The sequence below is a fragment of the Shewanella sp. 1CM18E genome (genome assembly GCF_023161665.1).
Lineage (GTDB): Bacteria > Pseudomonadota > Gammaproteobacteria > Enterobacterales > Shewanellaceae > Shewanella.
Window position 1 is genome coordinate 531,805 of the sequence record NZ_JALNTW010000002.1, and the last position, 25,378, is coordinate 557,182.

The following is a 25,378-nucleotide window of genomic DNA, read 5'->3' on the forward strand; positions in this document are numbered from 1 at the left end:
AGTCATTAACTTAAAAACTGTCTTAAAAAACAATCTTAACCTTATCTGAACCTGTTAATGATTCTAGGGCCAGCATTAACTCATCGGTTGGATTAACTCGCCAATCATCACCTAAAGTAAATTGTGCGGCAGATTGTGGCTGAGCATAATTAATAATGACAGGTACAGCACCGGCTTTCCAAGGCTCTACAGCAGCTTGAAATTCACCCAACCATTGTGGATTAACCGTTTCTGCTTGCAGGTCAATTTCGACTGCATGAGCAAAGTGGCTGCGTGCTTCGCCCATATCGATAATGTTGCGCGCAGTCATGCGGTTTCCGCCGGAGAAGTCATCAAAGCTCACTTCACCTTCAATAATCAAAATACGGTCTTTTTCAAGCAAATGATTAAACTTCTCAAATGCTTCAGTAAATAGCATAACCTCTAGACGCGCACTCTTATCATCAAGGGTTACCAGCCCCATTTTTGATCCGCGCTTGGTCATCATCACGCGTGTTGCAACCACCAAACCCGCAGCTTTCATGGTCTTGCCGCGATCAGTTGGGTGCACATCTTTCAATCGACCGGATGTGTAATGCTTCAGCTCTTTCAGATACTGGTTAATAGGGTGACCCGTTAAGTATAAACCTAAGGTGTCACGCTCACCTTCTAGCCAAACTTTATCAGGCCAAGGCGTACACTCAACAAATTGCTGCTTGCTGTCTTCAGGCTCGCTATTAAGCAAACCAAACATATCGTGCTGACCAATAGCCTCAGCTTTTGCGTGTTGATCAGCTGCACGAATAGCTTCTGGCAGAGTTGCCATCATTGCTGCTCGATGTGGACCAAGATTATCCAATGCGCCAGCGCAGATGAGTTTTTCAATTACCCGGCGGTTTAGCTTTTTAAGATCGACTCGAGCACAAAAATCGAATAAATCGATAAACGGCCCGTTTTCACGTGCTTTTAGAATCGACTCAACTGGACCTTCACCCACACCTTTTACAGCGCCAATGCCATAAACGATATTTAAATCATCATCTACCGTAAATCTAAACAAGCCTTTGTTTACATCAGGTGGCAACAATGGCATCCCCATGCGCTCACACTCATCAACTAAGGTCACGATTTTGTCTGTGTTATCCATATCGGCAGACATTACCGCCGCCATAAACTGAGCCGGATAATGGGTTTTTAACCACAGTGTTTGATAAGATACTAACGCGTAAGCAGCCGAGTGAGATTTGTTAAAACCGTAACCTGCGAACTTTTCTACCAAGTCGAAGATTTTCATCGACAAGTCGCCGTCGACGCCATTCTTTATCGCACCAGCTTCAAACGTACCACGCTGCTTAGCCATCTCTTCCGGCTTTTTCTTACCCATTGCACGACGAAGCATGTCCGCGCCGCCCAAGGTGTAGCCAGCAAGAACCTGGGCAATCTGCATTACCTGCTCTTGATACAAAATAATGCCGTAAGTCGGTGACAATAACTCTTTTAACGACTCGTGCTGATACTCTGCATCTGGGTACGATACTTCCTCACGGCCGTGCTTACGCTCAATAAAGTTATCAACCATGCCCGATTGCAGCGGCCCAGGTCTAAACAGTGCTACTAGTGCAATCATATCTTCAAAGCAGTCGGGCTGAAGACGTTTAATCAAGTCTTTCATACCACGGGATTCAAGCTGGAATACCGCAGTTGTTTCATAGCGCTGTAATAACTTAAAGCACTTAGGATCGGTGAGTGAAATCGATTCGATTCTTACTCGCTCTTCACCATTTTTGTCTTTAACGGCGTTCACCATCTGTAACGCCCAGTCAATAATGGTGAGCGTTCGAAGACCCAAGAAGTCGAACTTTACCAAACCTGCAGTTTCAACGTCGTTTTTATCGAACTGAGTAACTGGGTTTAAACCTTCAGTATCACAGTAAATTGGCGAGAAGTCGGTAATCTTAGTTGGCGCGATAACCACACCACCGGCGTGCTTACCCGCGTTACGTGTTACACCTTCCAAAATACGGCACATGTCGATAAGATCTTTGACTTCTTCATCACCGTCATATGATTCTTGCAGCCCTGGCTCGACCTCAAAAGCTTTTGCGAGTGTCATACCCGGTTCAGCTGGGATCATCTTTGAAATACGGTCAACGAAACCGTATGGGTGACCTAGCACACGGCCAACATCTCGAATAACAGCTTTTGCCGCCATGGTACCAAAAGTAATAATCTGCGATACCGCATCACGGCCATATAGGTCAGCTACGTGGTCAATCACCTCATCACGTCTATCCATGCAAAAGTCGACATCGAAGTCGGGCATAGATACACGTTCTGGGTTAAGAAATCGCTCGAACAGCAAATCGTATTCAAGTGGATCCAAATCGGTAATTTTAAGTGCGTAAGCCACAAGCGAACCCGCACCCGAACCACGGCCAGGACCAATAGGGATATCGTTGTCTTTACCCCACTGAATGAACTCCATTACGATAAGGAAGTAACCAGGGAATCCCATTTGGTTAATAACTTTAAGCTCAACATCAAGACGTTCATCATACTCAGGACGACGTTCAGCTCTTACTTCAGGATCAGGGAATAAAAATTCTAAGCGTTCTTCTAAACCTTTCTCAGACACATCAACCAAAAAGTCTTCAATGGTCAAGTCACCCGTCGGAAAATTAGGTAGGAAGTATTCGTGCAAACGCACTGTAACGTTACAGCGTTTTGCAATTTCAACTGTATTTTGAATCGCTTCAGGAATATCTTCAAACAGCTCACACATCTCTTCGCTGCTTTTAAAATACTGTTGGTCGCTATACTTTTTCGGCCGGCGAGGATCCGCAAGGGTAAAGCCATCATAAATGGCAACCCGGATCTCATGGGCATCAAATTGATCTGGTTTGGCAAATACCACTTGGTTGGTGGCCACAACAGGCAAATCTTTTTGCTCTGCTAGTTCGACCGCCAAATGTAAATAGCGTTCTTCATCAGGGCGACCTGTGCGCAATAGCTCTAAGTAATAGCGATCTGGAAAATGAGTTTGATAGAAGCTAATCAAGCTATCAACTTGCCCGCGGTTCTCTTTGAGTAACGCGCGACCAACATCACCGTCTTTACCTCCAGACAGCAATATTAAGCCTTCACTGTATTTAGCTAGCCATTCTTGATCGATTACCGCTTTATCATTAATGTTACCGCGCAAGTATGCATCACTAATGAGCAAAGTCAGATTAGAGTAACCAGTATTGTCCATCGCCAATGCAGTGATTGAGCAAAAGTCGTCAAAACCTGGCACCTGTAACCAAAAGTCTGTACCAATAATCGGCTTAATACCGTTACCATGACAAGCCTCGTAGAACTTCACTAGTCCGCACATATTAGTTTGATCTGTAAGGGCAACTGCGGGCATTCCGAGCTCGGCCACTTTACCTATAATTGGCTTAACTTTAGAGAGTCCATCTGACATGGAAAAATCACTATGGACGCGTAAATGCACAAAACGTGGATCAGACATAATATGGAGTATCTTTCTTTTTGATAGATGAAGACGGCTAGTCAATCTTACAGGGTAAAACATGGGCCAACAGCAAACAAGTTAAACTGTTAGCCCTGATGATAGATGTGTTAGTTTTCGCGCGACTCAGGTAGATTTTGCAAGCGATTGCAACAAGCAAAGTTAGTTTTGCTCTAACGCCTCACGAACCGGTCTAAAACTCTTACGGTGTTCAGGCAATACACCATGTTCAGCTAACGCCTCAAAATGGGCTTTAGTTGGATAGCCTTTATGCTTTTCAAATCCAAATTGGGGATACTGAGCAGCCAACACTTCCATTTCACGATCGCGAACCACTTTAGCAATGATAGATGCGGCACTAATTGCATCAATCAAGCCATCACCTTTGATGATTGCATGACTTTCAACGCCAAAATCAGGTGTACGATTACCATCAACCAATACACTTGTCGGCCTAATAGAAAGCCCTGCCACAGCTCGCTGCATGGCAAGCATAGTTGCATGCAAGATATTAAGCTCATCAATCTCTTGAGGTGTTGCCGAGCCAACACTAACACTCAAAGCTTTTTGCTGGATTTGCTCAAACAATAATTCACGCTTCTTCTCAGACAACTTTTTGGAGTCATTTAAGCCTTCAATCGGATTATTAGGATCTAAAATCACCGCTGCTGTGACCACATTACCAATTAGCGGACCACGTCCAACTTCATCGACACCTGCATATTGCCCAACACAAATCTGAGCAACTTGCTCAGGTGTTATACCTTTAATCACCGCCATTAAATTTTATCCTCTACTAACTTAATCACGGCATCTGCAGCGCGAGCACTAGCATCACGCTTTAGCGTTTTGTGCATTGCCATAAAGCGATCATGCATTGGCGTAAAATCGCTATCTAGTTGCACACCTATTGCTTGAGCAATTTTTTCAGGCGTACAATCTGCCTGAATAAGCTCCTCAACAATATCGTCATCAGCCAGTAAATTCGGCAATGAGTAACGCTTGGTGAGCATCATGCCTTTGGCAATGCGGTAAGTAATTGGGCTGACGCGATAGGCGACCACCATAGGACGCTTCACTAACATAGCTTCGAGCGTTGCAGTACCCGATGCGAGCAAGATGCAATCACTTGCTGCCATCACTTCACGGGATTGGCCTTCGACTAAATGGATCTCTAAGTCTGGCGCGTGCTCACGTAATGCCAGCTCAAACTGTTCACGCCTTGTTTGATTAACTAAAGGCGTCACGAACTTAATGTCTGGGTAGCGCTGTTTAATCAAAGACGCAGCTTTGACAAACGGCTCAGCTAACATTTTCAGCTCGCCACCACGAGAGCCCGGCAAAATCGCTAAATATTCGGCTTGTGGATCTAAACCTAGCAGCTCCCTTACCTGTGCTTTGTCACTTTCTAATGGGATATCATCAGCTAACGTATGACCAACAAAGGTACAAGGTACTTGGTATTCATCATAAAACGCTTTTTCAAAAGGCAGTAAAGACAACACCATATCGGTTGCCTTAGCAATTTTGAAAATACGTTTTGGTCGCCACGCCCACACTGATGGGCTGACATAATGCACGGTTTTAATACCACGTGCTTTAAGCTTTAACTCTAAGCCAATATTAAAATCAGGTGCGTCGATACCAATAAAGCAGTCTGGTGCTAACTGAGTAATTTCGTCAACTAAAGTCGCGCGCACTTTTAACAGTCTTGGTAAGCGGGATAAGACCTCGACAATGCCCATAACCGCTAATTCTTCATAAGAGAAAATAGATTCAAAACCCAACGCGTCCATACGCGGGCCACCAATGCCTACAAACCTTGCATCAGGGTATTGTTTTTGCAGTGCCTTAATTAAGCCTGCTCCGAGGATGTCGCCGGAGATCTCCCCTGCAACCATTGCAAATACTCGAGAATTATTTGAACGCATAGATAGGTATCTGTGATTTTAATGAGATAAAAACAAAGAACCCGTTATTAAACGGGCTCTTAAGTTGTACTAGCGAATAATGCCTCGCTGAGATGAAGCGACAAATTCAATTAGCATTTGAACCTGTTCATCATCAATCGCAGCCTCTTTAAGCTGCTCAACCGCTTCGGCAACCGTTAAGCTACTGCGATAAAGGGTTTTATAAGCCCTTCGTACTGAAAGCTGAGACTCTTTTGAGAAGCCACGACGCTTCATACCTTCAATGTTCAGGCCTCTTGGAATTGCAGGCGAACCTGAAGCCATCACAAATGGCGGCACATCATTTAAAATGAGCGAACTGCCAGCGGTAAATGCGTGAGCACCAATATGCACGAACTGATGTACACCAGTCATACCACCTAAAATAGCCCAGTCACCCACATGTACATGACCTGCAATAGAAGCGTTATTTGCCATAATCACGTTACTGCCAACAACGCAGTCATGAGCGATGTGTACGTAAGCCATAAACAGGTTGTTTGAACCAATACGCGTTTCCCACTCATCTTGAGTGGTACCGCGGTGAATGGTTACTGATTCACGGATAACGTTATTGTCACCGATAATCAGACGAGTCGGTTCGCCAGCATACTTTTTGTCTTGGCAATCTTCGCCAACAGAAGCAAACTGGTAAAACTTGTTGCCTTTGCCAATAACGGTTGGGCCTTTCACAACAACGTGCGAACTAAACCAACAGTCATCCCCAATCTCAACGTCTGCACCAATGTAAGTCCACGGACCAATGGTTACGTTTTTGCCAATTTTGGCATCTGGATGGATATAAGCTAATTTATCTATCACTTAGAAATCTCTCTACGTGCACACATGATTTCTGCTGAACAAACAACTTCGCCATCCACTTTTGCAACGCCAGTAAACACGCCAATCCCGCGGCGCTCTTTAATCATCTGTACTTCAAAATGAAGTTGGTCACCTGGCTCAACTACGCGCTTAAAGCGTGCTTTGTCAATACCAGCGAAATAATATAGCACATCATTCGATGGCTCTGTGCTCATGGTTTTAAACGCAAGAAGACCAGTAGCTTGCGCCATTGCTTCTAAGATAAGTACGCCAGGCATCACAGGTTGAACCGGGAAGTGTCCCTGGAAAAATGGCTCATTAATCGTGACGTTTTTGATAGCGTGTAATGTTTCACCAGGAGTGAAATCTAGTACTCTATCGATCAATAAAAATGGATACCTATGAGGTAAAAATTTTAGGATCTCTTTGATATCCATTGTATTCAATTGATTTGACACAAAACTTTCCTTTATCTGCTCTAAGCAGTATTTACTTTACGTTATTTTCTAACGCTTTAACGCGTTGGAATAGCGTATCTAGCTGTCTAAAACGAACTGTATTCTTACGCCATAGCTTGTTATCCATCGCAACCGTTGCCGATGAGTAAACACCCGCCTCGCGAATAACACTAGTGACATTAGTACTACCGGTGATATGTACACCGTCAGTAATGCTTAAATGGCCTGAAATAGCACAGTTACCACCAATAATGCAGTGTTTACCAATCGTGACACTACCAGCAACAACAGTACTACCTGCAATGGCTGTATTTGCACCAATGATATCATTGTGCGCTATCTGAACTTGGTTATCTAAAATAACCCCGTCGTGAATTTCTGTGTGATCGATTGCGCCGCGGTCGACTGTGGTATTAGCGCCAATTTCAACGCGGTCACCAATACGAACTCCACCTGTTTGCGGGATTTTAATCCATTGACCACGCTCATTAGCGTAGCCAAAACCATCAGAACCCAAAATTGCGCCTGAGTGGATAATACAGTCTTGGCCTAAATGCACATTATGGTAAACCGTTACATTAGCCCATAAACGTGTGTTTGAACCAATTACACTGTCTTGACCAACAACAGAGCCTGCACCGATTTGCACGCCATTACCTAAAATAACGTTTTCACCAATAACCGCGTTTGCACCAATAGCAACATCTTCGCCTAGCATAGCAGACGCTGCAATTTGTGCTGATGGATGGATACTGTCTGCCGCTTTTGGTGTGGTATCAAGAAATTGTGCAATGCGCGCGAAACCTACATATGGATCATTTAGTACGATCGCATTGCCTACAAAATCTTCCGCATCTTTTGGCGTCATTAAGATCGCAGACGCAGCTGAACTTGCCAGCTGCGAACGATACTTAGAATTAGCCAAGAAAGAGATTTGACCTGGACCTGCACCGTCCAAGGTTCCAACAGTTGAAATCTCAACTGTTTCATCACCTTGAACGTCTGCATTTAAATGGTCAGCCAATACTCTTAACGTATAGCTTTTCATCTAATTAGTTGCCTTTACCTAAAGCTTCAACCACTTTGTTACTGATGTCAGCGCTAGGCTTAACATAGATAACGGCACCACGTTGAAGCACCATGTCATACTGCTCTTTTTCAGCAATAGTGTTAATAGTCTTTTGAACTTGTAATAACAGCTTGTTTTGCTCTTCGCCGTTACGACGACGCATATCTTCATCTAACGCTTTGCCTTTTAATTGTAGCTCAGCTTTCATAGATTCCATTTTGCGAACCATTTCAGTCTTTTGAGACTCGCTCATCAAAGCCGCATCACGTTGCTGTTTTTCTAGTAAACCACGAAGCTCTTCTTGCATCTTTTGCACAGCGGCTACACGATCACCAAATTCAGCTTTCAACGTTTCGTTTACTTGCTCACGCTGTGGTAACTGCTCAAACACGGCTTGCATGTCAACAACTGCGATCTTTTCAGCATGCGCCGCTAGAGGTGCACCTAAAAGAACCAAAACCATCATTGCGCGATTTAACATCTTATTCAAAACAAACTCCTTTATTTCAGCAAAACTTGCCGACTTTTATAAATTGATTTTTAGAAAGTTTTACCAATATTAAACGAGAAGATTTCGGTTTCATCATCCTCGTATTCCTTGATTGGCCATGCAAGGCTAAATACCATAGGTCCCATCGGCGACAGCCACTGCACGCTCATACCCCAAGAGGCACGAATACGGCTCGGATCGCTATAATCTTGCAGTTTATCAAACTCTTCAACTGGAAGATAACGATACGAATCATAGTCAAACTCAGTATCCCATACGTTACCGGCATCAACGAAGAAACTGGTACGTACAGAATTTGTATAAGCCTCATCCAAGAATGGAGTTGGCACAATCAATTCTAAACTCGCTGTTGCAATGGCATTACCACCAATAGAGCGACCTGAGCTCACCTGGATCTGGTTAGGATCGCCTGGCAAACTACAACCGTCGCCAGATGGATCAGGTGAACATGGTTCACTGCCGCGATATAAGTAGAATGAACGCGGGCCAACAGAGTTCGACTTAAAGCCACGTAATGAGCTGCTACCACCTGAGTAATAGTTTTCCCAGAACGGTAGAATTTGGTCATTATCATTAAACTGACCATAACCATTACCATAACCAAGACGACCACGTGCTAACACAACAAAACTGTGTTTACGATCGATTGGGAAGTAAAAGTTAGTATCAAAATCCGCTTTAAAGTACTGAAGATCTGACCCTGGTACAGTCATCTTACCGTTTAGGCGCTGCGACGAACCATCTGATGGGAAAGTTCCTCGGTTCAAGTTACTGCGAGACCAACCTAAGCTCAACTCAAAGTTGTCAAAGCTTAAACCTGCATTAGGATCATCACTGTCACGATAAATATCGTAGAAACGAATCGCCTGCTCATAAGCAGAAATTTCAGAAATTTCGTTATGACGGTAACCAATACCACCGTTAATACGGTTATATTCGTTGATCGGGAAACCTGAGTTTAATGCAATACCGTAAGAGCTATTCTTATACGCTTCAAGGTTTGCTTCATCAGCGTCAAACTCACTCCAATAAATACTACCACCTAGGCTTACGCCATCTTTAGTAAAGTATGGATCGGTATAGTTAATATTAACGTTCTTCGAGTATTTATTGGTGTTTAAGTTAACCCCAGCTTGGTTACCCGTGCCTAGGAAGTTACTTTGCTGCACACCAAACTGCAGGCTTAAACCAGACTCGGTACCATAACCCACACCCGCGTTAAATGAACCTGATGGCTGCTCTTTAACGTTAAACGCGACATCAACTAAATCATCAGTACCTGGTACTTGGATCGTTTCAGTATCAACGGTTTCAAAGTAGCCCAAACGGTTAAGGTTTGACTTTGACAACTCAACTTGCCCTGAGTTTAACCATGCACCTTCCATTTGGCGTAGTTGGCGACGCATAACTTCATCTTTAGTCACCGTGTTACCAGTAAAGCTAATATTACGCACGTAAACGCGCTTGCCCGGTTTAATGTTGATATTAAGGTTCACTTCCTTAGTTTCATCATCAATTTCAGGGTAGGTTTTAACTTCTGGGTATGCGTATCCAAAACGACCTAAATACTTACCGTACATCTCTTCGGTAAAGGTTACATCGCCACCGTTATACATATCGCCCGACTTTAACGGCAAAATGGCTTCTAGCACCTTTTCTTTGCCCATTAAGTCACCGGTTAGATTAACGTCTTTGACTTTATACTGCTCACCTTCGTCAACGTTAATGGTGATGTATAGACCTTTACGGTCAGGTGTCATAGCAACCTGAGTCGATGTTACGTCAAAGCGGATATAACCACGGTTTTGATAGTAAGTCTTGATAGTTTCAAGATCAGCTTGCAACTTTTGCTTTTGGTAACGGCGCTCACCAAATAAGTCCCACCAAGCAACGTAATCTTTAAGCTCTAGCATGCCAATTAGCTCTGCATCGCTAAACTCTGTGTTACCTACCACGTTAATTTGGCGAATTTCGGCAGCTAAACCTTCAGTGAAGGTGAATTTAAGCTCAACTCGGTTACGAGGTAAGTTAATAATCTCAGCTTTTACTTTTGCGCCGTATTTACCCACGCCGTAGTAAAAGTCTTGTAGACCTTTTTCAATACCAGAAAGCATAGTGCGGTCAAGTGATTCCCCCACTTTTACACCAGAACCGTCAAGGCTCTCTTGTAACTGCTCGTCTTTAATATCTTTGTTACCCTCAAAGGTAACGGAGCTAATGGTTGGACGTTCCGTCACTTTCACAATCAGAACATTACCATCGCGCAGCACTTCAATTTTTTCGAAGTTAGTTGATGCATACAAGCTTTTAATTGCTTGCTGCAATTTTAATTGATCAACAGTATCCCCTACCTTCACAGGTATGTTAAGCAAAGCCGCACCGAGCGCAACTCGCTGTAAACCTTCAACTTGGATATCAGCTACTTCAAAAGGTTGGAATGTTTCTGCCCAACCGTTCCCTGAAAAAGACGCTCCGACTAATAACATCGAGGCAAAAAGTTTATTCAATCTCATAGAGCACTTCTAATTATTTGTCTGTCCTTGCTCAGAGTCGGGAAAAGTCATTAAAGAGTGCAACACTCATCAACATCAGCAGCAAGGCTGCCCCAATTCTGAATCCAATTTCCTGTACCTTCTCCGGCACAGGCCTGCCTGTAATTACTTCAACGAAGTAATACAAAAGGTGTCCCCCATCGAGCACTGGCAAAGGCAATAAATTAATAATGCCTAAGTTAACGCTAATCAATGCAAGAAAACCTAAAAAATATACCAGTCCGACGTCCGCGCTATTTCCGGCACCTTGTGCAATAGAAATAGGGCCGCTCAAATTTTTAACCGAAACGTCACCAGTAAATAACTTGCCAATCATCTTAATGCTGACAGAGACAAGTTGCCATGTTTTATCGACAGCAACTGGAAAAGATTCTAAAAATCCATATTCCAGCTGAACTTTCATGTTCTCAGGCCAAGGCTGAGCTGTTGGCGCAACACCTATAACTCCTTCAAGTTTACCCGCGGCATTCTCGCGAGATTTAGGTGTAACATCTAAATTAAGCTGCTCTCCGTCACGGCGCACAGTGATGGTAACAAGCTTATTGGCAGAGTTTTGAATAATTTCAACAAAACGTGGCCAATCAGAGTATTTCTCGCCATCAATGGCTACCAGCGTATCACCGACTTTTAAACCAGCAAGCCCTGCAGCACCGTCATCACTGACCATTGCTAGCTGTGGCAAAATAGCCGGACGATACATACCTAGACCTATTGATGTTATAGGCTGTTCCTTTTCAGGATTAACCTTCCAGTCTTGAGTATTTAAAATGTAATGCTGTTGATTACTTTCACTATCTTGCAAACGTTCAAGTGGCGCTACAGTAATCTCCACTTCGCTATCACCGATGTGGCCAGCGAGGGCTAAATTAACCTCTTCCCAATCTCTTACCTTTTGGCCGCCAACTGCCATGACTTGCATAGGCTGTTTAACAACGATTTGCGCAGCAGGTGTGCCCGCAATAGTTGAATCAATAACAGGTTTTATTGCAGGTACGCCTATCAAATACATGGCGTAAAGCGCCACTATCGCAAATAGAAAGTTGGCAATAGGCCCAGCACTGACAATAGCAATGCGTTGCCAGACTGTTTTACGATTAAAGGCTTGATCTTTTAGTTCTTCAGGTACGTCCTCTACGCGCTCATCAAGCATTTTGACATAGCCGCCTAGCGGGATCATTGCCAAAACATATTCGGTACCATCGGCGCCAGTTTTACGCCAAATAGCTTTACCAAAGCCAATTGAAAAACGTTCAACTTTAACGCCACAACGACGCGCCACCCAAAAATGACCATATTCATGGGCAGCGATTAAGATCCCTAACGCTACAACAAAGGAACCAAAGTTCCATAAAAAATCTGTCATCCTTCCCTCGGAACTAATTCAGCTTGCTGATGGCTTCTAACGTATATCGACGGCTCTGAGCATCTAATGCCAAAATGTCATCAATATTGTTTAATGGATGCGTTGCCGTATTCATTAAGCTCTGTTCGTTTATTTTTGCTATATCGGTAAAACGGATCTTACCGTCTAAGAATGCTTGTACTGAAATCTCGTTGGCAGCATTGACGACTGTCGTTGCTTCCTGTCCTTGTTTGCACGCTTCAATTGCAAGTGCGAGACATGGGAAACGATTAAAGTCCGGTTCTAAGAAGCTTAACTGTCCGACTTTGAAAAAGTCTAAAGGTTCAACTCCTGAGGTAATTCTCTCAGGAAAAGACATACAATGCGCAATTGGTGTACGCATATCAGGGTTTCCAAGCTGCGCTAATACCGAACCATCACGGTACTGCACCATTGAATGGATAACACTTTGTGGGTGAATAACCACCTTGAGTTGTTCTTGGCTAGCGTTAAATAACCAACGCGCCTCGATATACTCAAGGCCCTTATTCATCATGGTCGCTGAGTCTACCGAAATTTTACGACCCATTGACCAGTTTGGATGCTTACAAGCTTGCTCAGGTGTCATGTTTGATAACATCGATAAATCAGATGTTAAAAATGGTCCGCCCGATCCTGTAAGCAAAATATGCGATACGCCAGCGCTGGCTAAATCACAGCGACCGATTTCTAACTGAGTTCGCTCAGATAAACATTGAAATATAGCATTGTGTTCGCTATCGACGGGCAGAACTTGCGCGCCAGATTGTTGCATCGCTTCGATAAACAACTGACCCGACATGACTAGTGATTCTTTATTAGCAAGCAGTACTCGCTTACCCGCTTTCACCGCAGCTAATGTTGAAGGCAAACCAGCAGCACCAACGATGGCCGCCATAACAGTGTCAACCTGAGCTGCAATAACCAGCGCTAAAAGTTCATCTTCACCGGTAGTTACTTCGATATTTAAGTTGCTTGGAAGTTGCGCTTTTAATGCGGCTGCAGCTGCACTATCAACCATATGGGCAACTTTAGGCTGATGCGCAATACAGATCTGCAGCATTTTTTCGACATTGGTATTTGCCACCAAGGCAAACACTTTATATTGCTCAGGATTACACGCAACAACACTCAATGTGCTGGCTCCTATTGAGCCCGTCGCGCCTAAAATCACCATATTTTGCATTTAGTTACATCCAAAAAGCTATATAGATTAATGTGAATACAGGTAACGCCGCCGTTAAACTATCAATTCTATCTAACACGCCACCATGACCCGGTAAAATAGTGCCAGAGTCTTTAATTTTAGCTACACGTTTAAACATACTTTCAGATAAGTCACCGACTGCCGATGCTAAGGCTGTAAACAAAGTAACCGCAATCAACAGGCCAACCTCTTGCTCTGGTGAAACATACATCACACCTGCAACAATGATCATAGTCGTTAATAGGCCGCCCAATAAACCTTCGATGGTTTTAGCAGGGCTAACATTCGGCATCAATTTGCGCTTACCAAATGTCTTACCAGCAAAATAAGCACCTGAATCTGTCGCCCAAACCACTAACATCACTAAGAAAACTAGCGTTGCGCCATAGTATGGCGAGCCTTGTGTACCAAGAGCTTTCAGTGATAATAAAGACACAAAGCATGGGATAAGTGTTAACTGACCAAACATCGACTTAAGCATATGACTTTTCTCCCAAAAGCTTGCGCTCTTAGGGAAAGATAACACCATGATGAATGAAAGGAACCACCAGAAGCCGCCAATGATGATTACAGCTAGAAAGATAGGATGCATCACGCCGCGCGACCAAATTTCATCGGCAGGCACTAACAGATTAAGTGCGGTGAGCAACACACCAATAGTCACAGTGAAACTCCATTGAGTCATTTCACATCGGTTATCGATAATACGCCCCCACTCCTTAGCGGCAATTAAAAATACTCCCAATAGTGCCCAAGAAAAATACTCAGTCGGTAAACCGAAAATGGCACCAAAAACTAAGGGGATTAACCATATTGCTGTTATTATTCGTTGTTTTAGCAAAAAACTTCCCTCACTAATTATTACAAAGAGCGGATGGTATCGATTTGAGTTCCAGTTAAACCAAATCGACGTTGGCGATTTGCAAAAATAGCAATCGCATCTTTAAACGCATCCTCATCAAAATCCGGCCAAAGCGTGTCAGTAAAAACTAACTCAGCATATGCTGCCTGCCATAAAACAAAATTGCTGATGCGATAATCACCACCGGTGCGGATCATTAAATCGACTTCAGCTTGATTTTGCATGCATAAATGTTCGCTTAAGGCTTCTTCAGTAAACTGAGCACTACTCATTTCACCTGATTCAACTTTAGCAGCGAGTTGCTGTGCAGCTTGCATGATGTCCCAACGGCCACCATAGTTTGCTGCTACATTTAGCACTAAATCATTATTGTCTGCCGTTTTTTCTTCTGCTGCCGCAATCTGCTTTTGCAAGCGCGGCGAAAATCGGCTGGTATCACCGATAATATTGAGGCGAACCCCATTTTTGTGAAGCAGCTTAAGCTCGCGCTGCAATACAGTAAAAAATAGTTCCATTAACAGGCTGACTTCTTTGTCAGGTCTGCGCCAGTTTTCACTCGAAAACGCAAACAAAGTTAATGATTCAACACCCAAATTGCGGGCAGTACTAACCGCTCGTCTCACAGCCTTAACGCCGGCCTTATGCCCCATTACGCGAGGTTTTCCCTGAGCCTGTGCCCAACGTCCGTTACCATCCATAATGATAGCGACATGTTTAGGGATCGACTGTTTCACCAAGGTAGATATTTCACTTGGTAACGCCTGTACTGCTTCAGTATCAGACTGGGAATCGATTGACATCTATTACAACCCTTAAAAATAGACAAACGCCGTGTAGTATAACTCTACACGGCGTCTGAACTCTAGGGCATGTTGTCCATTCAAGTTTAATTTTTGTTCGAGCTCTTCGCTTTTGTTGCAAGGCGTGAGCTGTGAGGCTTTATACCCGTAGCGAAAATATCGCTAATTCTCATAAAAATACAAAAACGAGTATCGAACCTGAACAATATTAACTCAAATAATCAACAGCGCCCTATGCTGAGAAATTCTACTTAGAACTCCATCAGCTCCTTTTCTTTTGCAGCTAATACTTCATCAACTAGCTTGATGTGTGCATCAGTAAGCTTTTGCACTTCATCTTCACTGCGACGAACATCATCTTCAGTACACTCTTTTTCTTTCTCTAGCTCTTTAACGCTTGAGTTAGCATCACGACGCACGTTACGAATTGCGATGCGGCCGTTTTCAGCTTCAGCGCGAACAACCTTGATAAGGTCTTTACGACGCTCTTCTGTTAGTGCTGGCAACGGAATACGAATAGTCGCACCTGCTGACATTGGGTTAAGACCTAGATCTGAACTCATGATCGCTTTTTCAACTGCAGCAATCATAGTACGGTCGAATACTGATACAGTTAACGTACGCGCATCACCAATTGATACACTTGCAACTTGCTTAAGCGGAGTCAGCGAACCGTAGTAAGGTACTTGGATGGTATCCAATAAGCTTGGGTGTGCACGGCCAGTACGAACTTTAGCCATTTGAGTTTTGGTTGACTCAACACACTTGTCCATACGAGTTTGCGCATCGCTTTTAATTTCGTTTATCACGTTATATGTCCTTTTAAGTCACTAAATATAGCTTAATCAGCTTTAATCATTGTGCCTTCTTGCTCGCCCATGATCACGCGGCGCAGTGCACCAGGCTTATTCATGTTAAATACTAGCAATGGCATATTATGGTCTCTGGCCAAAGTGAATGCAGCCAAATCCATTACTTTCAATTCTTTGTCGAGTACTTCATTGTACCCCATAACATCATACTTGACGGCTTCAGGATTCTTAAATGGATCATCTGAATAAACACCATCAACTTTTGTGCCTTTAATCACAACTTCTGCTTCAATCTCAATACCACGTAAACACGCAGCAGAGTCAGTTGTACAGAACGGGTTACCTGTACCAGCAGCAAAAATAACAACACGGCCAGATTTTAGCAAACTAATTGCTTCAGCCCAGTTGTAGTCATCACACACGCCTTTTAGCGGAATAGCTGACATCAAACGTGCATTAACATATGCACGGTGCAATGAATCACGCATTGCCAAACCGTTCATCACAGTCGCCAACATGCCCATGTGGTCGCCCACAACGCGGTTCATGCCTGCTTCTGCTAGGCCTTCACCTCTGAACAAGTTACCACCGCCAATGACAACACCCACTTGAATACCTAGCTCTACTAGCTCTTTGATCTCCTGTCCCATACGATCAAGCACTTTAGGATCGATGCCGAAGCCTTCTTCACCCATTAGGGCTTCACCACTTAATTTTAAAAGAACACGACGAAATGCAGGTTTAGGATTGGTACTCATATTTATTAGTCCTGATTATGGCGATAGGGAGTAGTACACTTAACAAGTTGGTTCGAACTTAATCTCGTCAAACAAAAACCTGTTGAGTAAATACGATAAGACCGCAGCAATTGCTACGGTCTTATGTTTGCTAAATAAAGGGGATTAACCTTTATTAGTAGCAGCGATTTGTGCAGCTACTTCAGCAGCAAAATCTTCTTCTTTTCTTTCAATACCTTCACCAACTTCTAAACGGATGAAGTTAGTTACTGAAGCGCCTTTCTCTTTAAGAATTTCGCCAACAGTTTTCTTTGGTTCCATGATGAAAGCTTGACCAGTAAGAGAAACCTCACCAGTGAACTTCTTCATACGACCAATAACCATCTTCTCAGCGATTTCAGCAGGCTTGCCTTCGTTCATCGCGATTTCGATTTGAAGTGCTTTTTCTTTCTCAACAACTTCAGCAGGAACGTCAGATGGGTTAACGTATTCAGGCTTAGAAGCAGCAACGTGCATAGCAACGTGCTTTAGAGTCTCTTCGTCAGCTTCACCAGCAACAACAACACCGATACGCTCGCCGTGACGGTATTCAGCTAGGTTTGCACCATCGATGTACTCAACGCGACGTACGTTGATGTTTTCACCGATTTTAGCAACTAGAGCAACACGAGTTTCTTCAAACTGCTCTTTAAGTGCTTCGATAGTAACTTTTGATGCAGCAGCAACGTCTAGTACTTCGTTAGCGAAAGCTAGGAAGTTAGAATCTTTTGCTACGAAGTCAGTTTGGCAGTTAACTTCTAATAGAGCAGCGTAACCTTCGCCTTTCTTGATTAGAATTGTGCCTTCTGCTGCGATGTTACCTGCTTTTTTAGCAGCCTTAGCAGCACCGCTCTTACGCATGTTATCAATCGCTAGCTCGATGTCACCGTTAGTTTCAGTCAGTGCTTTTTTACAGTCCATCATGCCCGCGCCAGTGCGGTCACGAAGTTCTTTAACTTGGGCAGCAGTAATTGCCATTGCTAAATCCTCTACAGATAATTCTTCAAATTCAATAGATATAGAGCAGGGGCTAGTCACTTTCAGTCACTTCGCCCCTGCTCACCAATCATATACCTTGGTTAATAAGGGTGATGAAATTCATCAACCGATATTATTCAGCTTCTACGAAACCGTCTTGCTCAGCTTGAACAGCTAGGTCTTGACCACGGCCAGCTTTTGCAGCAGCAGCAACAGACTGAGTGTAAAGACGGATAGAACGCATAGCGTCATCATTACCAGGAATGATGTAGTTGATACCGTCTGGAGAAGAGTTTGTATCAACAACAGCAACAACAGGAATACCTAGGTTGTTAGCTTCTTTAATAGCGATATGCTCGTGGTCAGCACCGATAACGAAAATTACGTCTGGTAGGCCAGCCATGTTCTTGATACCACCTAGAGATTTCTCTAGCTTCTCAAGTTCACGAGTACGCATTAGCGCTTCTTTCTTAGTCAGCTTGTCGAAAGTACCGTCTACAGACTGGCTTTCAAGGTCTTTTAGACGCTTGATTGATTGACGAACTGTTTTCCAGTTAGTCAACATACCACCTAACCAACGGTGATCAACGTAGTACTGATCACAAGAAACAGCAGCTTCTTTGATAGCTTCGCTTGCAGCACGCTTAGTACCAACAAAAAGAACTTTACCTTTCTTAGATGCAACGTTGCTGATGAAAGCAAGTGCTTCGTTGAACATTGGTACAGTGTGCTCTAGGTTGATGATGTGTACACCGTTACGAGCGCCGAAGATGAATGGCTTCATCTTTGGGTTCCAGTAACGAGTCTGGTGACCGAAGTGAACACCGGCTTGTAGCATGTCGCGCATTGAAACTGTAGTCATTTTATTTACCTTAAAAATGGGGGGGGTTAGACCTCCACATATCCCATATCTTCGACCCGATTATGGGCACCCCGAAGAACGTGTCGATATGTGTGTGATTTAGTATTTTTCAATAGCCATGTATAATGGCCGCCATCTTAACTCGGACGAATCACCTAAAGTGATAACGACAAGAGTCAAACATAACGGCGCGCTTTATACCATAATATGAAAAAAAGCACAAATATTTACGTCGTTTTTCATGCATAATCGTCACATTGAAAGACGACAATTTAAAGACTAAGAGACAGCAGAAATGAGTATAGTAATTAAGACAGCAGAAGAGATCGAAAAAATGCGTGCAGCGGGTAAACTCGCAGCACAAGTGCTCGAGATGATTGCTCCACATGTGGTTGCTGGTGTTACCACTAATGAATTAAACGATATTTGTGCCAAGTTCACTGAAGAAAACGGCGCGATTTCTGCCCCGCTTGATTACCATGGCTTTCCTAAATCAATTTGTACATCCATTAACGACGTTATTTGTCACGGGATCCCAGAAGATCGCCCACTAGTTGATGGCGATATCGTCAATATCGATATCACAGTCATCAAAGATGGCTACCATGGCGATACATCAAAAATGTTCCTTATTGGCAATGTAAGCCCTAAAGACACACGTCTATGCCGCATTGCACAAGAAGCATTATATGCCAGCGTTAAGAAAGTGCGCCCGGGTATGAAACTAGGCGAAATCGGAACCCTAATTGAGAAATTCGTTAAATCTAAGAAAACCGGCCTTGAAAAATACAGCATTGTAACCGACTACTGCGGTCACGGTATTGGCGCCGGTTTCCATGAAGAACCACAAGTCATGCATTACAAGAATAATGACAAAACTGTTTTACGCCCAGGTATGTGTTTCACGATTGAGCCAATGATCAACGCCGGTCGTCACACCAGTGTGTTAGATAAAAAAGATAACTGGACTGTAACTACTGCCGATGGCAAAAACTCAGCACAGTGGGAACACACTTTACTTGTGACACAAACTGGTGTTGAAGTATTAACTCTTCGTGAAGAAGAAACCGACTTACCACGTGTAATTAATCACTAACACCGTTTACGAGATTGAAGTATAAAGGGCGTGCATAGGCACGCCTTTTTATTTTCCATTACAAATTTAAATGACATTCGCTGCACATAGTAAAATCTCATTAATTTATGCGCAATTAGGCAGCAAAGTCTGCACCAAAATAAAGCAAGTTAAATAATTCCACATGAACTGATGATTTATCACCATAAAGCGCTTTAAATTAGCATTTATTGCATAGATAATCGTTGCCAATGGATCCGCTCTCGAAAAAGAGATTTGATGAATAGTGCTCAGTCAGCCAAACAGGCGTTAATCGAATTAAACCAAACGATATTTGATAGCTTTAACGCTAAATCAGATGTTCGTTCGATAGTGAGCACTCGCTGCCAACATGTCGATAAACTATTACAACAGCAATGGTACGCCCATCATCTTGACCAATATCCTATCGCCTTAGTTGCGGTTGGTGGATATGGCCGAGGCGAACTACATCCACAATCTGATGTTGATCTTTTATTCCTCACCGAAGCAGAACTTTCAACAGATGCAGAACAAGCATTAAGCGCCTTTATCGCGTTTATTTGGGATGCAGGTCTTGAAGTTGGCCATAGCGTTCGCTCTATTGAGCAAACCCTTGAGCAGGGTCGCGCCGATATCACTGTCGCCACCAATTTACTTGAATCAAGGCTACTATGCGGACCGCAAGCACTCTTTACTCTACTTTACCGCAATATCCGCCAAGAAGATTTCTGGCCGAGTAGTGAGTTTTATGTTGCCAAGAAAAATGAGCAAAGAGCCCGCCACAGCAGAGCCAGTGCCTTTGACTTAGAACCTAATTTAAAAAGCTGCCCCGGTGGCCTACGCGATATTCAAACCGTTGCCTGGGTGGCCATGCGTCACTTTAATGCTGAAAAGTTTGAGGAGCTTGTCCACCACGGTTTTTTGGAGCCTATTGAGCTCGATGAGTTAATGGAAGCGCAAAACTTTTTATGGCAATTGCGCTGCTCGTTACACCTTATTTCTGGCCGTGACGAAAACCGTTTATTGTTTGATTTGCAGCCGCAAGTAGCCAAATTAATGGGCTATGAAGACGGTACTCAGCTGGCTGTTGAGCAGATGATGAAAAACTATTACCGCACCGTTAGGCGGGTAATGGAGCTTAATCAGATGTTATTGCAACTGTTTAAGCGTGCCACCTTAGGCCAGAGTAAAGCACTTGATGTGGTTGCCATTGATGAGCACTTTCAGCGCCGTGGAAAGTTTATTGAAAGCCTGAGTAACGATCTATTTGATAATCCAGAAAACATACTCAAACTATTTTTGTGGGTAGCAAAAAACTCCAACATTCAAGCTGTATATGCCGCAACGCTGCGCAGTTTACGTTGTGCTCGGCGCGCACAACCACAGGCGCTGATGTACCATGAGTCATGCCGTAAGCTGTTTATGGAGATATTACGTCATCCACGTGGAATAGCAGCGTTGTCGTTAATGCACAAACATGGCGTACTATCGGCTTATCTGCCAGCATGGCGTGCTATTGAAGGTCAAATGCAATTCGACCTTTTCCACGCTTACACCGTTGATGAGCACACTCATCGCTTGCTACTTAATATCGAGCGCTTTGCTCAGCCGGAGCAAAAAGAAGAGTTTCCTTTAGGCTCAGTGCTTATTAATCAGCTACCTAAAAAAGGATTGTTGGTACTTGGCGCTATTTTCCATGATATTGCTAAAGGTCGCGGCGGCGATCACAGTAAACTTGGTGCGACTGACGCACTGGAATTTTGTAAACTGCATGGCATGAACGATCACGACGGCCGCTTAGTCAGTTGGCTCGTTGAAAATCATTTAGTGATGTCGGTAACCGCTCAGCGACGTGATATCTCCGATCCAGATGTGGTTGCTGACTTTGCCGAGCGCGTGCGTGATGCTGTGCATTTAAGTTACTTGTACTGTCTAACCGTTGCCGATATCTGTGCAACCAATGAGCGAACTTGGAACAACTGGAAAGGCTCATTATTGCGAGATCTTTATTTTTCGACTCAACGAGTACTGGCAAGGGGTAAAGAAAAACCAATTGATATCCGCGCCCGTGTTCGAGAGCATCAAGCAAAAGCTAAAAAAGAGCTATTACGTCGCGGTATAAAAGAAAAAGATTTAGATGCGCTGTGGCTGCGCTTTAAAGCTGATTATTTTTTACGTAACCAGCCAAATCAAATCGCTTGGCACGCCGAAGCCATTATCAAACACAAGCAAGATGAAGCCTTAGTGTTGATATCTAAACACGCCACTCGAGGCGGCACAGAGCTGTTTGTTTACGGTAAAGATAAGCCAAAACTGTTTGCTAGCGTAATGGCCATTTTAGATAACAAGAATATTACGGTACATGATGCCAGCATCATGACCTCAAAGGACAACTACGCACTGGACTCTTTTGTCATTTTAGAACAAGATGGCCAACCAGTTACCCAGCTGTCACGGATCCAAGGGATCAAGAAAACGTTAATTAAAGCATTAAGTAATGAAACGCCTAAGTTGCCAAAGTTTAGAAATCTTTCAAGAAAGATGAAACCTTTTAAAGTTAGGACCCAAGTCAGTTTCCCTACAACCCGCAGCCATGGTAAAAGTATGATGGAGCTTATTGCTCTTGATTCACCAGGTCTGCTAGCAAGAGTGGGGGAAGTGCTCTACCGCTGCGAAATAACCTTGCTTGCAGCAAAGATCACCACCATAGGTGAGAGAGCCGAAGATTTCTTTTTATTGCAGACCGCAGACGGTCAACAGTTAGACGAGCTGCAACAAAACAAGTTACGTGAAGCGCTCACTAGCGCTTTATAGATTTTTATATTTAACAGGAATATTGGGAGAAGTTAATGGAGGCTTTACGCCAACGTATTGAGGCGGCTTTTGAAGCGCGCGCAGAAATCACTCCAGCAACAGTAGACGCTAGCGTACGTGCTGATGTAGAGAAAGCCATTGCAATGCTAGACACTGGCGAAGCCAGAGTCGCAGAGAAAATTAATGGTGAGTGGCATGTGCACCAATGGTTAAAGAAAGCTGTTCTGCTTTCATTCCGTATTTTCGATAACCAAGTTGTCGATGGTGCAGAAACCAAATACTTCGACAAAGTACCAATGAAATTTGCTGACTACGATGAAGCGCGCTTCCGTAAAGAAGCAATCCGTGTAGTACCACCAGCAGCAGTGCGTAAAGGTTCATTCATCGGTAAGAACACAGTGCTAATGCCATCTTACGTTAACTTAGGTGCATACGTTGATGAAGGCTCTATGGTTGACACATGGGCAACTGTAGGTTCTTGTGCACAGATTGGTAAGAACGTTCACCTTTCTGGCGGCGTTGGCATTGGTGGCGTATTAGAGCCATTACAAGCTGGCCCAACAATTATTGAAGACAACTGCTTCATTGGCGCACGTTCTGAAATCGTTGAAGGCGTGATTGTTGAAGAAGGCTCAGTGATCTCTATGGGCGTTTACATTGGCCAAAGCACACGTATTTTTGACCGTGAAACAGGCGAAATTCATTACGGCCGTGTTCCTGCGGGTTCTGTAGTGGTAGCTGGTAACTTGCCATCGAAGTGTGGCACTTACAGCTTATACGCTGCAATCATCGTTAAGAAAGTTGACGAAAAAACCCGTGGCAAAGTTGGTATCAACGAGCTGTTACGTATCGTCGACTAAAAGTTGGTATCAACGAGCTGTTACGTATCGTCGACTAATTGCCTGGCGTATTTTATCAAATTACAGATTTAACCGTACCAAGATAAAACACAGCAGTCACTCAAAATCCCGCATTTATGCGGGATTTTTGTTGTTAATTATTCACAATTGACATACTTTGTAACCCACAGACATACTCTGCTCCACTCTCAATATTTTGATACAAGTCTTAAGCTTTTCTTCAAACAATTCTCGTTAATTGCACTTAACTCATGCATGAACCCCAATGTAATGCAGGAGCAAAATATGATTAAAACAATCGTTTTGGCAGGAGCCGCCCTAGCAATGTCATTTACTGCTAGCGCTGCGATATCACCTCAAATCGAGCAAACCTTAGTGCAGGTTTGTAAAGCTGGTGCCAGTAACAATGTTTTCAACTTTAATCGCACCATGAAGGACTATCGCATTAATAAAAGCCGCGTGTTTCCTCGTTTAGTTTGCAACGGTGAAAGCTTCTATAACTTTGCAGTCAATGCAGGTGCAGATAAAACTGCGAGAAAAATCGCCCCCTATAATCAGGGAACTGTGACCATTAAAGATCTTGCTATGCAGGACTCCGATACAGAGCTATACGTAGTGAATTACTAGTCTCAAACAAGTATGACTTTGATTTTTAGCATTGAAAAAAGAGGCCTTGGCCTCTTTTATGTTATTCGTTAATAAAGCTTAACTAAAAACCAAACATATAGCGTTAGGTCTTTAAAATGATGGCGGATGTAACTTAAGATTTTAGCCCCCTAGAAAAGCTCCATATCAAAACACCACCGTTTTATTGCCGTAGACAATAACATCTTCATTGATAACCAAGTGTAATGCTTTACTCAATACACTTTTTTCCACATCACGACCACAGCGTGCAAGTTCGTCGGCACTATAACTATGATCAACAGGGATAACATCCTGTTTGATAATCGGCCCTTCATCTAAAGAATTTGTGACGAAGTGCGCCGTGGCGCCAATAATTTTAACCCCTCTTTCCCAAGCTTGTTTGTAAGGGGCTGCCCCAATAAAGGCTGGTAAAAACGAATGATGAATATTGATAATTTGGCTAGGATATTGGCTAACAAACTCAGGAGTCAGTACCCGCATAAACTTAGCCAGTACGATATAATCGGGTGCATATTCAGCAATGAGTTCAAGTATCATTGCCTCATGTTCACTACGATTTAAATCTTGATGGCTAACGTAATGAAAAGGTATATCAAACTTTTCAACCAAAGGTTGCAAGACTTGGTGATTACCAATGACAGCGGCAATTTCAACATCTAGGGCACCAGAGTAGGACTTAATTAAAATATCGCCTAAGCAATGGGCTTCTTTCGTTACCATGATCACCACACGCTTTTTACCTGCATCGACTAAACGAGTACGATTTTTTTCAGGTAAAACAGCTTGCAGCTCCGCCAATAATGACGTTGAAAATGTTTCGCCTTCAAGCTCTGTGCGCATAAAAAAGCGACCTTGAGCGTTATCTACAAATTCGCTGTTTTTAATAATATTAAGGCCGTTAGAAAAACAAACCCCTGTTATTTTTGTGATCAGCCCAGGAGCGTCCGCACAATCAATAATTAATACTTTTCTTTGCATAATCCCCTCAGGCATTTAGTTCGTTTTTTCCACTTACAATCAAGCTACCTTGAGATAAAACCAGATTCAACGACCGAGAGTTATTAACTATATTTGTGCTTAGCTAGCTGAAGATTATGGAATTATCTCTAAAGATATTTATCAAATTGGGAATGATTTAAAAATGAGTTAATAATATTTGAGTTTACTCACTTGAATCTAGACAGAGCGCACTTGAGAATGTGGCTACTGTAAGTATGTGTAAAATGCTAAATAAGCTCGTTTGAAATTAAGCTACTGATAAAGCGGATATAAAAGATTTACCTCCTGAAGTAGCGGTTTTAGAGCTGAAAGTAAAAGATCCAACTTCTGAAGAAGGTGGCTTTGATATAACTCCCTAAAAGGGAGCTTTCCTACCGTGCGTTAACAAGACGCCGTAAATATATCCCTATAGGCTCTACTAAATCATCC

21 protein-coding genes are annotated in these 25,378 nt (G+C 43.2%); 4 read left to right on the forward strand and 17 right to left on the reverse strand.

Translation table 11 applies throughout. The features are described 5' to 3' along the window. Nucleotides 1-22: 22 nt before the first annotated feature. The 16 genes from dnaE to rpsB all read right to left on the reverse strand — a co-directional run bounded on the left by dnaE (nt 23) and on the right by rpsB (nt 18,532). Nucleotides 23-3,493, reverse strand: coding sequence for a DNA polymerase III subunit alpha (dnaE, locus tag MSG37_RS05495; protein WP_248469568.1), 3,471 nt, complete (start codon nt 3,491-3,493; stop codon nt 23-25). Nucleotides 3,494-3,655: 162 nt separating this feature from the next. Further along, complete coding sequence (gene rnhB / locus MSG37_RS05500) at nt 3,656-4,273, reverse strand: ribonuclease HII (RefSeq protein WP_248469569.1); 618 nt, start codon at nt 4,271-4,273, stop codon at nt 3,656-3,658. Then, the gene (gene lpxB, locus MSG37_RS05505) at nt 4,273-5,424 is read right to left on the reverse strand and encodes a lipid-A-disaccharide synthase (protein WP_248469570.1); all 1,152 of its coding nucleotides are present in this window, start codon (nt 5,422-5,424) and stop codon (nt 4,273-4,275) included. The genes rnhB and lpxB overlap by 1 nt, the downstream gene beginning before the upstream one ends. Before the next feature lie 69 nt (nt 5,425-5,493). Next, complete coding sequence (gene lpxA, locus MSG37_RS05510; RefSeq protein WP_248469571.1) at nt 5,494-6,264, reverse strand: acyl-ACP--UDP-N-acetylglucosamine O-acyltransferase; 771 nt, start codon at nt 6,262-6,264, stop codon at nt 5,494-5,496. Next, nucleotides 6,261-6,722: a 3-hydroxyacyl-ACP dehydratase FabZ gene (fabZ, locus tag MSG37_RS05515; RefSeq protein ID WP_248469572.1), complete on the reverse strand. Its 462-nt coding sequence runs from the start codon at nt 6,720-6,722 to the stop codon at nt 6,261-6,263. Before fabZ ends, lpxA begins: the two co-directional genes overlap by 4 nt. 31 nt (nt 6,723-6,753) lie before the next feature. Then, nucleotides 6,754-7,770 carry a UDP-3-O-(3-hydroxymyristoyl)glucosamine N-acyltransferase gene (gene lpxD / locus MSG37_RS05520; RefSeq protein WP_248469573.1) on the reverse strand — a complete coding sequence of 339 codons (1,017 nt, stop codon included), beginning with the start codon at nt 7,768-7,770 and terminating at the stop codon, nt 6,754-6,756. Between the two features lie 4 nt (nt 7,771-7,774). Then, the gene (locus MSG37_RS05525) at nt 7,775-8,272 is read right to left on the reverse strand and encodes an OmpH family outer membrane protein (RefSeq protein WP_248469598.1); all 498 of its coding nucleotides are present in this window, start codon (nt 8,270-8,272) and stop codon (nt 7,775-7,777) included. A 59-nt stretch (nt 8,273-8,331) separates the two neighbouring features. Next, the gene (gene bamA, locus MSG37_RS05530) at nt 8,332-10,815 is read right to left on the reverse strand and encodes an outer membrane protein assembly factor BamA (RefSeq protein WP_248469574.1); all 2,484 of its coding nucleotides are present in this window, start codon (nt 10,813-10,815) and stop codon (nt 8,332-8,334) included. A 31-nt stretch (nt 10,816-10,846) separates the two neighbouring features. Continuing rightward, nucleotides 10,847-12,217, reverse strand: a complete 1,371-nt coding sequence (gene rseP / locus MSG37_RS05535; RefSeq protein ID WP_248469575.1) for a sigma E protease regulator RseP — start codon at nt 12,215-12,217, stop codon at nt 10,847-10,849. A gap of 13 nt (nt 12,218-12,230) precedes the next feature. Further along, nucleotides 12,231-13,421 (reverse strand): 1-deoxy-D-xylulose-5-phosphate reductoisomerase, encoded by a 1,191-nt coding sequence (gene ispC / locus MSG37_RS05540; protein WP_248469576.1) that lies wholly within the window; start codon nt 13,419-13,421, stop codon nt 12,231-12,233. Nucleotides 13,422-13,425: 4 nt separating this feature from the next. Beyond that, a complete protein-coding gene (locus MSG37_RS05545; RefSeq protein WP_248469577.1) occupies nt 13,426-14,283 on the reverse strand; it encodes a phosphatidate cytidylyltransferase in 858 nt (285 codons plus the stop codon). 20 nt (nt 14,284-14,303) lie between these two features. After that, nucleotides 14,304-15,104 (reverse strand): polyprenyl diphosphate synthase, encoded by an 801-nt coding sequence (gene uppS, locus MSG37_RS05550; protein WP_248469578.1) that lies wholly within the window; start codon nt 15,102-15,104, stop codon nt 14,304-14,306. A gap of 251 nt (nt 15,105-15,355) precedes the next feature. After that, entirely contained in the window at nt 15,356-15,913 is a 558-nt protein-coding gene (frr, locus tag MSG37_RS05555; RefSeq protein WP_248469579.1) for a ribosome recycling factor, read from the reverse strand. Between the two features lie 32 nt (nt 15,914-15,945). Next, entirely contained in the window at nt 15,946-16,674 is a 729-nt protein-coding gene (gene pyrH / locus MSG37_RS05560) for a UMP kinase (RefSeq protein WP_248469580.1), read from the reverse strand. Between the two features lie 144 nt (nt 16,675-16,818). Next, entirely contained in the window at nt 16,819-17,670 is an 852-nt protein-coding gene (tsf, locus tag MSG37_RS05565; RefSeq protein ID WP_248469581.1) for a translation elongation factor Ts, read from the reverse strand. A gap of 133 nt (nt 17,671-17,803) precedes the next feature. Beyond that, on the reverse strand, nt 17,804-18,532 hold the full coding sequence (gene rpsB / locus MSG37_RS05570; protein WP_028768063.1) for a 30S ribosomal protein S2: 729 nt from the start codon (nt 18,530-18,532) through the stop codon (nt 17,804-17,806). A 295-nt stretch (nt 18,533-18,827) separates the two neighbouring features. On the opposite strand from rpsB, the gene map reads away from it, so the two are divergent. The 4 genes from map to MSG37_RS05590 all read left to right on the forward strand — a co-directional run bounded on the left by map (nt 18,828) and on the right by MSG37_RS05590 (nt 23,929). After that, on the forward strand, nt 18,828-19,628 hold the full coding sequence (gene map, locus MSG37_RS05575) for a type I methionyl aminopeptidase (protein WP_248469582.1): 801 nt from the start codon (nt 18,828-18,830) through the stop codon (nt 19,626-19,628). Between the two features lie 258 nt (nt 19,629-19,886). Next, nucleotides 19,887-22,442, forward strand: coding sequence for a bifunctional uridylyltransferase/uridylyl-removing protein GlnD (glnD, locus tag MSG37_RS05580; RefSeq protein WP_248469583.1), 2,556 nt, complete (start codon nt 19,887-19,889; stop codon nt 22,440-22,442). 35 nt (nt 22,443-22,477) lie between these two features. Beyond that, nucleotides 22,478-23,302, forward strand: a complete 825-nt coding sequence (dapD, locus tag MSG37_RS05585; protein WP_248469584.1) for a 2,3,4,5-tetrahydropyridine-2,6-dicarboxylate N-succinyltransferase — start codon at nt 22,478-22,480, stop codon at nt 23,300-23,302. A 285-nt stretch (nt 23,303-23,587) separates the two neighbouring features. Next, entirely contained in the window at nt 23,588-23,929 is a 342-nt protein-coding gene (locus MSG37_RS05590; protein ID WP_248469585.1) for a DUF3718 domain-containing protein, read from the forward strand. 165 nt (nt 23,930-24,094) lie between these two features. Here MSG37_RS05590 and purU read toward each other — a convergent pair whose 3' ends face one another. Beyond that, on the reverse strand, nt 24,095-24,928 hold the full coding sequence (gene purU / locus MSG37_RS05595; RefSeq protein WP_248469586.1) for a formyltetrahydrofolate deformylase: 834 nt from the start codon (nt 24,926-24,928) through the stop codon (nt 24,095-24,097). Between the last annotated feature and the right edge of the window lie 450 nt (nt 24,929-25,378).

Excerpts from the sequence above, each read along its gene's own strand:
- dnaE (WP_248469568.1), bottom strand. The coding sequence starts at position 3,493 with ATGTCTGATCCACGTTTTGTGCATTTACGCGTCCATAGTGATTTTTCC.
- rnhB (WP_248469569.1), bottom strand. The coding sequence starts at position 4,273 with ATGGCGGTGATTAAAGGTATAACACCTGAGCAAGTTGCTCAGATTTGT.
- lpxB (WP_248469570.1), bottom strand. The coding sequence starts at position 5,424 with ATGCGTTCAAATAATTCTCGAGTATTTGCAATGGTTGCAGGGGAGATC.
- lpxD (WP_248469573.1), bottom strand. The coding sequence starts at position 7,770 with ATGAAAAGCTATACGTTAAGAGTATTGGCTGACCATTTAAATGCAGAC.
- MSG37_RS05525 (WP_248469598.1), bottom strand. The coding sequence starts at position 8,272 with ATGTTAAATCGCGCAATGATGGTTTTGGTTCTTTTAGGTGCACCTCTA.
- bamA (WP_248469574.1), bottom strand. The coding sequence starts at position 10,815 with ATGAGATTGAATAAACTTTTTGCCTCGATGTTATTAGTCGGAGCGTCT.
- rseP (WP_248469575.1), bottom strand. The coding sequence starts at position 12,217 with ATGACAGATTTTTTATGGAACTTTGGTTCCTTTGTTGTAGCGTTAGGG.
- ispC (WP_248469576.1), bottom strand. The coding sequence starts at position 13,421 with ATGCAAAATATGGTGATTTTAGGCGCGACGGGCTCAATAGGAGCCAGC.
- uppS (WP_248469578.1), bottom strand. The coding sequence starts at position 15,104 with ATGTCAATCGATTCCCAGTCTGATACTGAAGCAGTACAGGCGTTACCA.
- pyrH (WP_248469580.1), bottom strand. The coding sequence starts at position 16,674 with ATGAGTACCAATCCTAAACCTGCATTTCGTCGTGTTCTTTTAAAATTA.
- tsf (WP_248469581.1), bottom strand. The coding sequence starts at position 17,670 with ATGGCAATTACTGCTGCCCAAGTTAAAGAACTTCGTGACCGCACTGGC.
- rpsB (WP_028768063.1), bottom strand. The coding sequence starts at position 18,532 with ATGACTACAGTTTCAATGCGCGACATGCTACAAGCCGGTGTTCACTTC.
- map (WP_248469582.1), top strand. The coding sequence starts at position 18,828 with ATGAGTATAGTAATTAAGACAGCAGAAGAGATCGAAAAAATGCGTGCA.
- glnD (WP_248469583.1), top strand. The coding sequence starts at position 19,887 with ATGAATAGTGCTCAGTCAGCCAAACAGGCGTTAATCGAATTAAACCAA.
- dapD (WP_248469584.1), top strand. The coding sequence starts at position 22,478 with ATGGAGGCTTTACGCCAACGTATTGAGGCGGCTTTTGAAGCGCGCGCA.
- MSG37_RS05590 (WP_248469585.1), top strand. The coding sequence starts at position 23,588 with ATGATTAAAACAATCGTTTTGGCAGGAGCCGCCCTAGCAATGTCATTT.
- purU (WP_248469586.1), bottom strand. The coding sequence starts at position 24,928 with ATGCAAAGAAAAGTATTAATTATTGATTGTGCGGACGCTCCTGGGCTG.